The organism is Klebsiella sp. V115_8 (genome assembly GCF_029967715.1).
GTDB classification, from domain to species: Bacteria; Pseudomonadota; Gammaproteobacteria; order Enterobacterales; family Enterobacteriaceae; genus Klebsiella; species Klebsiella quasipneumoniae.
On sequence record NZ_JASCAR010000022.1, the window covers coordinates 95,372 to 109,356 of the forward strand.

11 protein-coding genes are annotated in these 13,985 nt (G+C 54.3%); 4 read left to right on the forward strand and 7 right to left on the reverse strand.

Annotated elements, in window-relative coordinates:
• Positions 1 to 20: 20 nt before the first annotated feature.
• The 4 genes from QLG03_RS06540 to dpaL form a co-directional block, all read right to left on the reverse strand.
• The gene (locus tag QLG03_RS06540; protein WP_282473612.1) at positions 21 to 1,187 is read right to left on the reverse strand and encodes a M20 aminoacylase family protein; all 1,167 of its coding nucleotides are present in this window, start codon (positions 1,185 to 1,187) and stop codon (positions 21 to 23) included.
• Between the two features lie 18 nt (positions 1,188 to 1,205).
• The gene (locus QLG03_RS06545) at positions 1,206 to 2,444 is read right to left on the reverse strand and encodes a Zn-dependent hydrolase (RefSeq protein ID WP_044521929.1); all 1,239 of its coding nucleotides are present in this window, start codon (positions 2,442 to 2,444) and stop codon (positions 1,206 to 1,208) included.
• 24 nt (positions 2,445 to 2,468) lie between these two features.
• A complete protein-coding gene (locus QLG03_RS06550) occupies positions 2,469 to 3,758 on the reverse strand; it encodes an aromatic amino acid transport family protein (RefSeq protein ID WP_023289034.1) in 1,290 nt (429 codons plus the stop codon).
• Between the two features lie 122 nt (positions 3,759 to 3,880).
• Positions 3,881 to 5,092 (reverse strand): diaminopropionate ammonia-lyase, encoded by a 1,212-nt coding sequence (gene dpaL, locus QLG03_RS06555; protein ID WP_182962127.1) that lies wholly within the window; start codon positions 5,090 to 5,092, stop codon positions 3,881 to 3,883.
• A gap of 311 nt (positions 5,093 to 5,403) precedes the next feature.
• On the opposite strand from dpaL, the gene QLG03_RS06560 reads away from it, so the two are divergent.
• The 4 genes from QLG03_RS06560 (at position 5,404) to QLG03_RS06575 (ending at position 10,494) form a co-directional block, all read left to right on the forward strand.
• Positions 5,404 to 5,865 carry an Lrp/AsnC family transcriptional regulator gene (locus tag QLG03_RS06560; RefSeq protein WP_002898209.1) on the forward strand — a complete coding sequence of 154 codons (462 nt, stop codon included), beginning with the start codon at positions 5,404 to 5,406 and terminating at the stop codon, positions 5,863 to 5,865.
• Positions 5,866 to 6,041: 176 nt separating this feature from the next.
• Positions 6,042 to 7,442 (forward strand): asparagine--tRNA ligase, encoded by a 1,401-nt coding sequence (gene asnS / locus QLG03_RS06565; protein WP_282473613.1) that lies wholly within the window; start codon positions 6,042 to 6,044, stop codon positions 7,440 to 7,442.
• Positions 7,443 to 8,033: 591 nt separating this feature from the next.
• Entirely contained in the window at positions 8,034 to 9,116 is a 1,083-nt protein-coding gene (gene ompK35 / locus QLG03_RS06570; protein WP_004201406.1) for a porin OmpK35, read from the forward strand.
• A gap of 187 nt (positions 9,117 to 9,303) precedes the next feature.
• Positions 9,304 to 10,494, forward strand: coding sequence for an amino acid aminotransferase (locus QLG03_RS06575; RefSeq protein WP_255988108.1), 1,191 nt, complete (start codon positions 9,304 to 9,306; stop codon positions 10,492 to 10,494).
• Between the two features lie 66 nt (positions 10,495 to 10,560).
• Here QLG03_RS06575 and QLG03_RS06580 read toward each other — a convergent pair whose 3' ends face one another.
• The 3 genes from QLG03_RS06580 to ldtD all read right to left on the reverse strand — a co-directional run bounded on the left by QLG03_RS06580 (position 10,561) and on the right by ldtD (position 13,867).
• Positions 10,561 to 11,208 carry an MBL fold metallo-hydrolase gene (locus QLG03_RS06580; protein ID WP_023289031.1) on the reverse strand — a complete coding sequence of 216 codons (648 nt, stop codon included), beginning with the start codon at positions 11,206 to 11,208 and terminating at the stop codon, positions 10,561 to 10,563.
• A gap of 13 nt (positions 11,209 to 11,221) precedes the next feature.
• The gene (locus QLG03_RS06585; protein WP_004201403.1) at positions 11,222 to 11,773 is read right to left on the reverse strand and encodes a YcbK family protein; all 552 of its coding nucleotides are present in this window, start codon (positions 11,771 to 11,773) and stop codon (positions 11,222 to 11,224) included.
• Between the two features lie 303 nt (positions 11,774 to 12,076).
• Positions 12,077 to 13,867 carry a L,D-transpeptidase gene (gene ldtD, locus QLG03_RS06590; RefSeq protein ID WP_044521923.1) on the reverse strand — a complete coding sequence of 597 codons (1,791 nt, stop codon included), beginning with the start codon at positions 13,865 to 13,867 and terminating at the stop codon, positions 12,077 to 12,079.
• Positions 13,868 to 13,985: the final 118 nt, after the last annotated feature.

Below are 13,985 nucleotides of genomic sequence, written 5' to 3' on the forward strand. Positions count from 1 at the left end.
TGCTATCGGGCCAATCAATATCACTCCTGCGGCAGACGGGTTCTGACGACCTCGGCAAAATACTCCGCGCCAGTTAGCAATATCTCATCATTAAAGTCGTAGCAGGCATTATGCAACGGTGTATTGCCCTGAGCATCTGAACCATCGCCGTTGCCTAAAAAGATGAAACAGCCGGGGATTTTTTGCAGAAAAGCGCCAAAATCCTCCGAAATCATCATCTGTGCGACGTTGCCGTCCACCTTCTCAGCCCCTACCACGTTAATCGCAGCGGTGACCGCCACATCAACGCATTTCTGCCAGTTCACCGTTGGCGCAAATTCATGGGTATAGCTGAACTGGCACCTCGCACCGTGCATCGCGCAAATTGCTTCGCTAATGGTACGCATTCGTTCTTCGAGCAGCATCTGCACCTCCGGTACAAAGCTGCGCGTATCCCCTTTGATTTCAACATGCGTCGGAATCGCATTGCGGATGCCATCGGTGTGCAATTCAGTACAGGAAATGACCGCTGGCACGTTCGGATCAACATTTCGCGAAACAATTGTCTGCAAAGCCAGGATGATTTCCGCCGCAATTACCAGCGGATCTTTCGCCATATGCGGCCGCGCCGCATGCGCTCCCTGCCCTTGAATACGAATAATAAAGTTATCTTCACTGGCCATAATGCCACCGACTCGCGTGGCGATAGTCCCGGCTTTCATACCCGGCATATTATGCAGACCGTAGATTTCCTCAATGCCAAAGCGTTCAATAACGCCATCGTCCATCATCGCTCTGGCGCCATAGCCAGGCTCCTCAGCAGGCTGAAAAACAAAGATGACCGTGCCGTTAAAATTCTGCCGCTGCAATAGCAACTGCGCCGCGCCCAATGCAATGCAGGTATGACCATCATGCCCGCAGCCGTGCATCCGATCGGCGGTCATGGAGCGGTAAGACCGGTCTCCCTGTTCGGTCAATTGAATGGCGTCAATATCGGCACGAATAGCGATACCGCCCTTGCCGTCGCCGCATTTCAATCTCCCCACTACCCCGGTTTTGCCAATATCGCGGTGTACCTCAATGCCCATGGCCTCGAGCTTTTCGGCAATAAACCGTGAAGTATTCTGCTCTTCGAAGGCGCTTTCCGGATGGGTATGCAAATAGTGACGCCAGGCGATAAGCTGCTGCTTTAACTGTTGCTGATTCATTCTCTGCTCCTGTAAACATTAGTCCATACGCTGGGCGCGCTGTAAAACCACCTGCAGCAGCACATTGGCGCCAGCAATCAGGTCTTTGGCCGCACTGTGTTCTTTGACGTTGTGACTGATGCCATCAACGCAGGGGACAAAAATCATCCCGGCGGGACATACCGACGCCATAAATTGTGCATCGTGTCCAGCGCCGCTTGGCAAACGTCGGTAACTGAGCGCCTGACGCTCCGCCTCGGCTTCCACCGCATTGACGATCTCATCGGCAAAAATGACCGGTTCAAAGCGCACCAGTGAGCGGCTGGTTATCTCCACGCCCTCTTCCTGCGACGTTTTTGCGACAAATTCTGCCAGTTGCTGCTCCGCCAGACATAAGATCGCATTATCGGTATTGCGAAGATCCACTGACATAACGACATGGTTGGGAATGACGTTGATCAGATTAGGCTTCACGCTGAAATGCCCAACGGTAGCTACCTGATCACCACCAAGGCTTAACGCCAGCTCACGGGCAAAAACAGCGATTTTCGCAGCCGCCAGCCCGGCATCGCGTCTCATGGACATTGGAGTAGTACCCGCATGATTCGATACGCCTCTCAGGGTAAATTCCTGCCACGAAATACCCTGTACGCCGGTAACAACGCCAATATCAATTTGCTCTTTATCAAGAATCGGTCCCTGTTCGATATGCAGCTCAACGTAGCTATCTACCGCCATATCTCCCGGCTGACGTTCGCCCTTATAACCAATGTTACGCAGCGCTTCATCGAGCGTGATACCGTCGAGATCTTTTGCCGCGAGCGCCTGCGCCAACGGATACTCGCCGGCAAACACCACGCTGCCCATCATATCGGGCTGAAATCGCACCCCCTCCTCGTTAGTAAAGAAGGTTACCGCCAACGGTCGTCGGGGGCGGATCCCGGCATCCTGGAGGGTGGCAATCACCTCAAGGCCGGCCATAACGCCGTAGTTGCCATCGTATAACCCACCGGTAGCGACGGTATCGATATGTGACCCCATCATCACCATCGGCAACGTCTCCTCGCCGTGATAAACACCAGTGACATTACCGATAGCATCAATAGACACACTCAGGCCCAGGGCCTTCATGCGGGCTACAACAAAGTCCCTGCCGGCTTTATCTTCGGCCGTCGCTGCCAGGCGGCATACGCCGCCGCCTTCCAGCGCACCATATTCGCCAAGCGCATACAGGGAATCGATAAGCCGTTGGCCGTTAATCTGCAGAAAATGACTCATAAAACATCTCGCTAGTGATGGTGGTTATTGGAACATGCCGTAAAAAATGGCAGAGACGGTGATAAGCCCGATCAGGGTGACGAAAACGTTGCTCGCTTTACCGCGCCAGGGGGCAAGCACCGGTAATTTATGAATGGCGTACATAGGCAACAGCAGAAGAATTGCCGCCCCGGTGGGACCGCTGATGCATTCGATAATACCGAGGATACTGGGGTTCTTGTACGCGGCGAACCAGCAGGTAAACACCATAAACACCAGGATGACCGCGTCGACGAGGCGAATGCCAGGTTTTTTCCCGCGTGCGGCGGCGGCCTCCAGAATCAGGTCGCGCAGCGATTCATAGGCGCCGATGTAGTGGCCAAGAAATGATTTAGTAATAGCGACAAAGGCGATAATCGGCGATAGCCAGGCAATAATCGGTGTATCGTACTGATTGGCCAGATAGGACAAAATCGACAGATTCTGGGCTTTGGCTTCCGCCAGTTGCTGCGGCGACAGGCTTAACACGCAGCTGAGAACAAAAAACAGCACCACCACCGTCATGAGCAGGATACCGTAGCGCTGGATCTGCGCGCATTTCCTCTCAGCGAGCGCCAGACCGTAACGCTGCTTCTGGCGCACCACCATCGGCGAAATGATGGGATAGTGGTTAAACGACATCACCAGTACCGGGAAGGTCATCCAGAGGGATAACATGATCCCCTGCCCATCGCCTGTGGCGCTGAAGCTTACGGTTTGCAAAATTGCGCCGTTCCAGTGCGGAATCAGAAAAAGTGCCATAAAAATAAGCGAGATAATAAAGGGATAAACCAGGGTGCTCATCACCCGCATTATCAAACGCTGTCCAAAACGGACGATAAACATCAGCCCGAGGATCAGAACGATGGCCACCAGCGACCGGGGCGGCTCGGCCATTGCCAACTGGTGGGTGATAAAGCTCTGCGCGGTGTTGGTGATTGCCACCGCATACATAATCAGAATGGTATAGACGGCGAAGAAATAGATGACGGTAAACACTTTTCCCGCCAGCGCGCCAAAATGCTCGCCAATAACATCGGTAATACTGCTTTCCGGCGTATTGGAAGAGTAAATGAATCTCGCCAGACCGCGATGAGCCAGATAAGTAATAGGAAAAGCGAGGACAAAAACAATCAGCAGCGGCCAGAAGCCGCCAATTCCGGCATTAATCGGCAGAAACAGCACCCCGGCGCCAATTGCGGTACCGAAAAGGCCAAGGACCCAAACGGTATCTTCGCTATGCCACTTTGCGGGATCGGAACATCCTTTATTGATAATTATATTTTCAGTATTCATCGGTCAGGTTCTCTCTGTGCATGACGCGAAAGCGCGTATGTTTTCGTTATGAGTCAGAACGTTTGTCACACCGAGGGCTCGTAGGGTAGGTAAGATGGCCCCCTTGTTATTGTCGATAGCGCTCAACCATTACGGCCAAACCAGACGATGTCTTCATAGACATCGGGTGATGTATCTCCTTCCGTGCTGATTAACAGAACCTGTGCATCGGCAGTCAGGCGCAGAGATTCGGCAAGCTCGCGATACTCCGGCTGAGTCATCAGCGCGTAAAGCACGCCAGTGCCGATAGCGCCGGATTCCCCGGAGACAAAAGGTTCGTCAGTACCTGGTCGCGGAGCGGCCAGCAGGCGCATGCCATTGGCGGCCAGACAATCGTCGGCGGAAATAAAACAGGTGGCATGGTCGCGGAGCATTGGCCAGCTGGTGATATTAGGTTCACCACAGGCAAGCCCGGCCATCAGGGTTGACATATCACCGCCGACGCTGTGCGGCAGCCCGTCATTAATGGTTGCCGAGCGATACAGGCAGTTCGCCTTGTGCGGCTCAACGATGATGATGGTGGGAGCCTGCTGCTGCATCTTTTCGATGAAATATCCCATGATGCTGCCGGCAAACGACCCGACACCGGCTTGTAAAAACAGATGCGTCGGCATCGGCGCCCCGCTTTCTACCAATTGCTGCCAGATTTCAACAGCGAGGGTCATATAGCCTTGCATGATCCATGTGGGGATCTGCTCGTAGCCCTGCCAGGCGGTATCCTGGAGTAATACCCATCCCTGCTCGCGCGCGGTTTTGGCCGCCATCCGAACTGTGTCGTCGTAGTTCAGTTCAGTAATCGTGCATTCGGCGCCATGCCGGCGAATATTCTGCGCGCGTACCGGTGAGGAGCCCTTTGGCATATACACCACCGCACGCAGCCCAAGCTGCTCAGCCGCCCACGCCACGCCACGTCCATGGTTACCGTCGGTAGCAGTCACAAATACGATGTCCTTGATACGCGCCTTAATCGCTGGTGAATTAAGCTCGGCAAAGCTCAACGTAGTAATATCTCGCTCAAGCAGAGCGGCGAGATATTTCCCCATCGCATAAGATCCGCCTAATCCTTTAAACGCATTCAAACCGAATCGCTGGGCTTCATCTTTTATATGGATCGATCCCAGCCCCAGCCGCTGGCTTAAAAATTCCAGCTTACGCAGCGGCGTGACCCGGTAATCAGGAAATTTTTGATGGAATGCCAGCACTTCGTTCCCCACGCTTTCATTGAGCAGACTCAAGTCTGCTCCCTGGCCATAGGGCTGCCGCCGGGCGTTGAGTTGAAATTTAATTGTGTCCACTATTCAGGCACCTCTATTTTCATATCGTCCTGGGACGATAACGTTATTTGCGACCATACCGCCTAAACGACGGGTGCACGGATCCGTGCGGCCTGAGACAGGACGGTCGCTTTAAATTGGTTAAGTCAGAGTGTGAGAGGCTTTTTGTCGCGATATGCCGCTTTCCCACTGCCTGTGATGGTACACTGCGCCCGGCGGTTAATTGGCGCAAAGTTGCCCATCGCGCCGCAATTTTCACTCTGTTTTATCATTCTCACGCAACAACGTTGCATGAGTGAGATTGATCACAGGCTTGCAGGACGAGATATATGATGAAACTTGACGCATGGGATAAAAAAATTCTTACGCTCTTGCAGCGTAATAATCGCTTGTCGCAACGGGAGATCGCCGATCGGATCAGCCTGTCTCCTTCGGCAGTCAATCGGCGTATCGCTGCACTTGAGGATGCAGGGGTGATTAAAGGCAGTGTTAGCTTAGTGGACGCCAGTAAAGTGGGAAGACCCATCACCATTATGGTGCAGGTGACCATTGAGAATGAACGTCTCGATCTGCTTGAGGAGGATAAACAGCGTTTCGTAACCTGTCCGCAAGTGCAGCAGGTCTACTATGTCACTGGCGACTTCGATTTTCTGCTCGTGATCAACGTCCGTGATATGGCGGAATACGAAGCGCTAACCCGTGAACTCTTTTTTGCCTCGGGAAATATCAAGTCTTTCCGGACCATCGTGTCGATGCAAAATGCGAAGCAGGAAATGACGGTCATTATCGAGTAAGTCGTGTAAAAGTCGAAATGGGGAGCCAAAGAACGCCCCGGAGGTGTATTTATTTCCGAAATCCACCCTTCCCTGTGCGAAATCTACTTGTCTGATGGAAGATGACAGGTAACATAGATATCCCCCCGCTGTAGGGGGGAAGAGACTTTTTTATTGGACTATATAGAGAGATTATTATGAGCGTTGTGCCTGTAGCCGACGTACTCCAGGGCCGCGTTGCCGTTGACAGCGAAGTCACGGTCCGCGGATGGGTGCGTACCCGCCGAGATTCAAAAGCTGGCTTTTCATTCCTCGCCGTCTATGACGGTTCCTGCTTTGATCCTGTACAGGCCGTTATTAATAATTCTCTGCCCAATTACAATCAGGAAGTGCTGCGTCTGACCACCGGTTGCTCGGTGATTGTCACCGGTAAAGTCGTGGCTTCCCAGGGCCAGGGTCAAAGCTTTGAGATCCAGGCGACCAGCGTGGAAGTGACCGGCTGGGTGGAAGACCCGGACACCTACCCGATGGCGGCCAAGCGTCACAGCATCGAGTATCTGCGTGAAGTGGCCCACCTGCGTCCGCGCACCAACCTGATCGGCGCGGTTGCCCGCGTGCGTCACACCCTGGCGCAGGCGCTGCATCGCTTCTTTGATGAGCAGGGCTTCTTCTGGGTCTCCACCCCGCTGATCACCGCCTCCGATACCGAAGGCGCCGGCGAAATGTTCCGCGTGTCGACGCTGGATCTGGAAAACCTGCCGCGTAACGATCAGGGCAAAGTCGATTTCGACAAAGACTTCTTCGGTAAAGAGTCGTTCCTGACCGTTTCCGGCCAGCTGAACGGCGAGACCTATGCCTGCGCGCTGTCGAAGATTTACACCTTCGGCCCGACCTTCCGTGCGGAAAACTCCAACACCAGCCGCCACCTGGCGGAGTTCTGGATGCTGGAGCCGGAAGTGGCCTTCGCTAACCTGAACGATGTTGCCGGCCTGGCGGAAGCGATGCTCAAGTACGTCTTTAAAGCGGTACTGGAAGAGCGCGCGGACGACATGCAGTTCTTCGCCGAGCGCGTTGATAAAGACGCTATCGACCGTCTGCAGCGCTTTATCACCGCTGATTTTGCGCAGGTGGATTATAACGACGCCGTCACTATTCTGGAAAACTGCGGCAAGCAGTTCGAGAACCCGGTGTACTGGGGCGTGGATCTCTCCTCCGAGCACGAACGTTACCTGGCTGAAGAACACTTCAAAGCGCCGGTGGTAGTGAAAAACTATCCGAAAGATATTAAAGCCTTTTACATGCGCCTTAACGAAGACGGTAAAACCGTCGCGGCAATGGACGTCCTGGCGCCGGGTATTGGCGAGATCATCGGCGGTTCCCAACGTGAAGAGCGCCTCGACGTGCTCGACGCGCGTATGGCCGAGATGGGTCTGAATAAAGAAGACTACTGGTGGTATCGCGACCTGCGCCGCTACGGCACCGTTCCACACTCCGGCTTTGGCCTGGGCTTCGAGCGTCTGATCGCCTACGTGACCGGCGTGCAGAACGTCCGCGATGTCATCCCGTTCCCGCGGACCCCGCGCAACGCGACATTCTAAATTTTTCTGACACAAACCTGAAAGGCCAGCTTGCGCTGGCCTTTTTTTATGTCAATTACTGTTATCAAAATTCAACAAACTTAAACATCAAGGCCTCGGATTCACATTTATGTTACGCACTGTTTCGGTGCATCCGGGTGATGCAGATCGCACTTTATGTTCATAACAGAGCAAAACCCCTGATAAATTTGCTCATTTTTTAACCACGCGCCGCACGTCTTGCCAAGACAAAGGCTGAATAAAAAGAAGGCGAATTCAACACACAAAATGAGCAAATTTACGCTTATCCAAATTAATCATAAATAATTCATATAGATAGATATGGAAAGGCGATTTACCTCACCATGTGGAACGGAATTTTGATTAAGTTCACAAAGTTCCCAGAAATACACATTTAGTTACATGTTTTTTCGTTTTGTTACTCATATGAGATATTAGTAGCATTTTCCGGCTAGCGAAACGTTGTCGCGGATGGAAAGATGCCTTCAGACACCAAACTCTCATCAATGGTTCTGTAAGTTTTTATTGACAGAACTTATTGACGGCAGTGGCACGTGTTCATATAAAAAATATTAATGAGGGTAATAAATAATGATGAAGCGCAATATTCTGGCAGTGGTGATCCCTGCCCTGCTGGTAGCCGGTGCAGCTAACGCTGCAGAAATCTATAACAAAAACGGCAACAAACTGGACTTCTACGGAAAAATGGTCGGCGAGCACGTCTGGACCACCAATGGCGACACCAGCAGCGACGATACCACCTACGCCCGTATCGGCCTGAAAGGCGAAACCCAGATCAACGATCAGCTGACCGGCTACGGTCAGTGGGAATACAACATGGACGCCTCCAATGTTGAAGGTTCCCAGCCGACGAAAACCCGTCTGGCGTTCGCAGGTCTGAAAGCGGGCGAGTATGGTTCATTCGACTACGGCCGTAACTACGGCGCGATCTACGACGTCGAAGCAGCAACCGATATGCTGGTTGAATGGGGTGGCGACGGTTGGAACTACACCGACAACTACATGACCGGCCGTACCAACGGCGTGGCAACCTACCGTAACTCTGACTTCTTCGGTCTGGTTGACGGCCTGAGCTTCGCGCTGCAGTACCAGGGTAAAAACGACCACGACCGTTCGATTCACAAGCAGAATGGCGACGGCTTCAGCACCGCGGCGACCTACGCGTTCGACAACGGTATCGCGCTGTCTGCTGGCTACTCCGGCTCCAACCGCAGCGTAGACCAGAAAGCTGACGGCAATGGCGACAAAGCCGAAGCCTGGGCAACCTCTGCAAAATATGACGCCAACAATGTCTACGCGGCCGTCATGTACTCCCAGACTTACAACATGACCCCGGAAAACCAGGGTAACTACTTCGCTGGCAAAACCCAGAACTTCGAAGCCGTTGTACAGTATCAGTTCGACTTCGGCCTGCGTCCGTCCATCGGCTACGTACAGACCAAAGGCAAAGACCTGCAGGCGCGCGGCGGCTTCTCCGGCGGCGATGCGGATCTGGTTAAATACGTCGAAGTGGGTACCTGGTACTACTTCAACAAGAACATGAACGTTTATGCGGCGTACAAGTTCAACCAACTGGACGACAACGCTTATACGCGTGAAGCTGGCGTAGCGACCGACGACCAGGCGGCCGTGGGTATCGTTTACCAGTTCTAATCTGCAGTACACCCCTTCGTGATATGCCTTCAGAGCAGGACTTCGGTCCTGCTTTTCTCTATTCCTGAGGCAAAGATCGTATCTTTCGAAAACCTTCGCGCTTTTTATCGCAAACGGTTGGCAATTCGTTGTTCTCCCGTTAACCTGATAGCGGATTTCCCTTCAGTAATCACAATGGAACCTCGTCATGTTTGAGAACATTACCGCCGCCCCAGCCGACCCGATTTTAGGTCTGGCCGATCTGTTTCGTGCCGATGACCGCCCTGAAAAGATTAACCTCGGAATTGGTGTTTACAAGGATGAAACCGGTAAAACACCCGTTCTGACCAGCGTCAAAAAAGCAGAGCAGTACCTGCTGGAAAATGAAACGACTAAAAACTATCTGGGCATCGATGGTATTCCTGAATTTGGTCGCTGCACCCAGGAGCTGCTGTTCGGTAAAGGCAATGCGATTATCGCCGATAAACGCGCCCGCACCGCGCAGACCCCGGGCGGTACCGGTGCGCTGCGCGTCGCCGCAGACTTCCTCGCCAAAAACACCGACGTGAAACGCGTGTGGGTAAGCAATCCAAGCTGGCCAAACCATAAGAGTGTGTTTACCTCCGCCGGGCTGGAAGTACGTGAATATGCCTACTACGATGCGGCTAACCACGCGCTGGACTTTGATGGTCTGCTGGCCAGCCTGAACGAAGCCCAGGCGGGCGACGTGGTACTGTTCCACGGCTGCTGCCACAACCCGACCGGTATCGATCCGACGCTCGAACAGTGGCAGACGCTGGCGCAGCTGTCGGTCGAGAAAGGCTGGCTGCCGCTGTTCGATTTCGCCTACCAGGGCTTCGCCCGCGATCTGGAAGAAGATGCTGAAGGGTTGCGCGCCTTTGCTGCTCTGCATAAAGAGCTGCTGGTCGCCAGCTCCTACTCGAAAAACTTTGGCCTGTACAACGAGCGCGTCGGCGCCTGCACCCTGGTCGCCGCCGATCAGGAGACCGTAGACCGCGCGTTCAGCCAGATGAAGTCGGTGATCCGCGCTAACTACTCCAACCCGCCAGCGCACGGCGCGTCCGTGGTCGCGACCATCCTGAGCAACGATGCGCTGCGGGCAATCTGGGAGCAGGAGCTGACCGATATGCGCCAGCGCATCCAGCGTATGCGCCTGCTGTTCGTCAACACCCTGCAGGAGAAAGGCGCGAGCCGCGACTTCAGCTTTATCAGCAAGCAGAACGGTATGTTCTCGTTCAGCGGCCTGACTAAAGAGCAAGTGCTGCGTCTGCGTGAAGAGTTCGCCATCTATGCGGTCGCGTCCGGCCGTATCAACGTGGCCGGCATGACGCCTGACAACATGGCGCCGCTGTGTGAAGCCATCGTCGCCGTGCTGTAAGCGAAATTATTCGCTATAAAGAAAAAGGCCGCGAATGCGGCCTTTTTTACGTTCGCGTCAGGTCGGTTACCAGACCGGCATCTCATCCTGCAGGAACGGGTTGTTGCGGCGTTCCTCACCCAGCGTCGACAGCGGACCATGGCCGGGAATAAAGGTCACGTCATCGCCCAGCGGCAACAGCTTATCCTTAATGGCCGCGATCAGCTGTCCATGGTCGCCGCGTGGAAAATCACTGCGCCCCACCCCGCCTTTGAAAATCACATCTCCGGAAATGAGCAGTCGGGAAGCGTCATCAAAGAAGACCACGTGACCCGGCGTATGGCCCGGGCAGTGCAGTACCCGCAGCGCCACATTCCCCACATTAACCACATCGCCTTCATTGAGCCAGCGATCCGGACGCAGCGGCTGGCAATCCTCCAGGCCGAACATCCGGCTTTGCGCCGGTAATCCTTCCAGCCAGAACTCATCTTCTTTTTCCGGACCAATAACCGGTACGCCATAATGCTGCGCCAGTTCCGCAGCGGCGCCGACGTGATCGAGATGACCATGCGTCAGCAGGATCTGCATCAGCGTGACGCCAGCCTCCGCCACCACCGCTTTGATACGTTCAGCATCGCCGCCAGGGTCGACCAGCGCCGCCAGCCGGGTTTGTTCGCACCAGATAAGAGAACAGTTCTGCGCGAACGCGGTAACCGGAATAATACGATAGTTCATGACGCTCCTTTCGTTACCAGTGCCTTACGGGACCGGTATCAATATGCACAAAGTTACTACGTGGGTAATATCCTACACCACCTGCGCGCATAGATAACGCTGCTTTGCGAATATTGCTTAACGAAATACCTTCAATATGGAAATCCATTGCCTGCCCCTTGGTGTGATAGCTGTGTTTTGCTACACCACGGCTTCGTGCGCGAAGCTCATCATTGGTATCGAGGGAACGATAGCCAGAGATAAGCTGGACAGGTTTGTTGGTGCCAAGTAGTCCCTGCAACCGATAAAGATGATCGAACAGATTTGGATCGATGGACTTAATTTTATTCGCGCGGTAATCACGGAAGAAATGGTTAAGTCTTGCTAATTCATCCTGAATATAGCCTCTGCCATCGAAAAACTCCGCCTTGAGTGATTCACCAGTATGCAGGTTATTCAGCGTCAAAATACGCGGACGGGGGGTCGAGAGGGTGGCAAATGCCGGCGCAGGGAGAATGGCGGCAGCACCCAGCGCAGCACCACCCAACGCCAGCAATCTGCGGCGATTAGCGTCAAATTTGTCCATGATAATCAGGTCTACAGTCAATGAATCGTTATATACTTTTTCCGCTTTGCGCGATGCTGAACCTCAGCACGCCATCGCTCGCCACAGCCGTGATGCTGCCCGGCAAAAGAGAGCGTTCGCGCTGACTGCGTCACGCATTGAGCGGAATGATATGTATATGCACTTCTGGCGCACGAAAGGCACCTTACCGGGCATTATTGCCAACGTCAAGGCAGCCTCACCCCAGGAAAATCGGGCGCTGCAGAGGAGCAGCGCCCTTTTTTACCCAGTGCTAGGACAACAAAATCCATTGAACTACTTCATTTACCTGATTAATTGCTCAGCTTTCGTCAGAATTTGTGCGCTGGATCGCGCGGTGATATCGTAATTGTAAATATCTGTTCGATATTGTGTACGTCCATCAGCGTCCACAAACGCCGTTAAGTAATATAAATTCACCGGTATATTTTGCCGAATATTGACATAGCGCGTGTCCCCTTGCTTCAGGGCATCGGAAATACGCGTGTCATTCCAGCCCGCATCCTGCAGCAGCATATTGGCCAGCTCCGAAGCCTTATTAACCCTCACACAGCCGGAGCTGAGCGCACGAACATCCTTCTGGAACAGGTTATGGTTCGGCGTATCGTGCAGGTAGATGGCATCGGAGCTCGGCATATTGAACTTGTAGCGTCCGAGCGAGTTACGCGCCCCGGGCGCCTGCTGAAAACGGAACGGTAAGTTGTTCTCGGTGATGGTCGACCAGTCGACCCGATAAGGATCGATGGTCTCTTTACTGTTCCAGCCGCGCATGACGGTGTAGCCATGCTGCTCAAGATAGCCTGGATTGTTACGCACCTTCGGCAGGATATCTTTGCGCGCCAGGGTTGGCGGCACGTTCCATGGCGGATTGACCACCACGTTATTCAGCGCGCTGCTCATCATTGGCGTTTTGCGGTCCGGACGCCCCACAATTACCCGCGAGGCCAGCACCTGGCTGCCGTCCTGGTAATAGACCAGCGAGAACGCCGGAATATTGACCATAATGCCGGTGGACAGTTTGCCCGGCAGTAAGCGTAAACGCTGAATGTTCAGGGCCAGCACCCCTGCGCGCTGCGCGGAAGAGACGTTGAGCCAGTCGCGAGTCGACTGGCCGATGACGCCATCCGCCCCCAGCCCCTGCATCGCCTGGAAGCGCTTAACCCCCTCCACCAGCTGGCGATCGTACACGCCGCGCGCCGCAGGTTTGCTCTTTTTCTTCGCCGATGGGCTCACCACATCGCCGGGCAGAACGATATTGGCGGTATCGTCCAGCATTCCGGTACGCTGGAGGATCTCGCGCAGGGCGCCGATATCATTGCTCCATTCGCCGGGGCGCAGCGAGCCGCTGCCGGTCATCTGCGGCCATGGGCGAGAATCAGCCACCAGCGCCAGCAGCGACTGATGCATGGCTTCATACTGCGGATGATGCGGCGCCAGGCCGGCGATAAACGCCGGCAGGGAGCCATTGTCCAGCGCCAGCTGCCACTGGTTAATCACCGACAGCGGCGGGGTCGCCATCTTGTACGGCGTTGAACTGTACAACCAGCGGGTCCCCTGGGTGGGGATGCCGCTGATAAAGTGCAGATAGCCCATCATGGCGTCCGACAGCACCACATCGCGCGCCATGCCGCTGACGGCGGGATCGGTCAGCAGGCTGACCCAGGTGGTAAACTGCGGCTGAAAACCGGCGATAGCGATCTCCGCCAGCTGCTGCTGGAACGCCTGCACTGCCTCGCGGTTTTCCCACATCGGTTTCATATCCCTGGCGGCGTACAGCGACACCAGCGGATTCATAAAGACGGGTTTGTACCCTGCCGGCAACAGCGCCTCGATCTGGGCGCGGCTGTTTGCCGCCGCCTCCATCGACAGCGGCTGCTCACCGGCCAGCTTCGCGACCGCCGGCGATTGCCCATCGCTTTGCGCCAGCGCGGCGGAAACCTCGGCGGGCGCCGCAGAACTGTCGCCGGGTACGACTTCAGGCTCTTCGGCCTGGACATTGAACAGCGGAGCAAATGCCAGTGCCAGGCTCAGGCTGAGCGCTGACAATGGACGACCATACCGTTTCTTTAGCAACATCCCTTGCCCCCTGTTGTCACACATTGCTGCCCACAAAATTGGGGCTCTTTTTTCAGTATATAAAGACGAAAAGGCTTTTGCCTTACCTAATGTAAAGAAGTTTAAAGATTATACCACC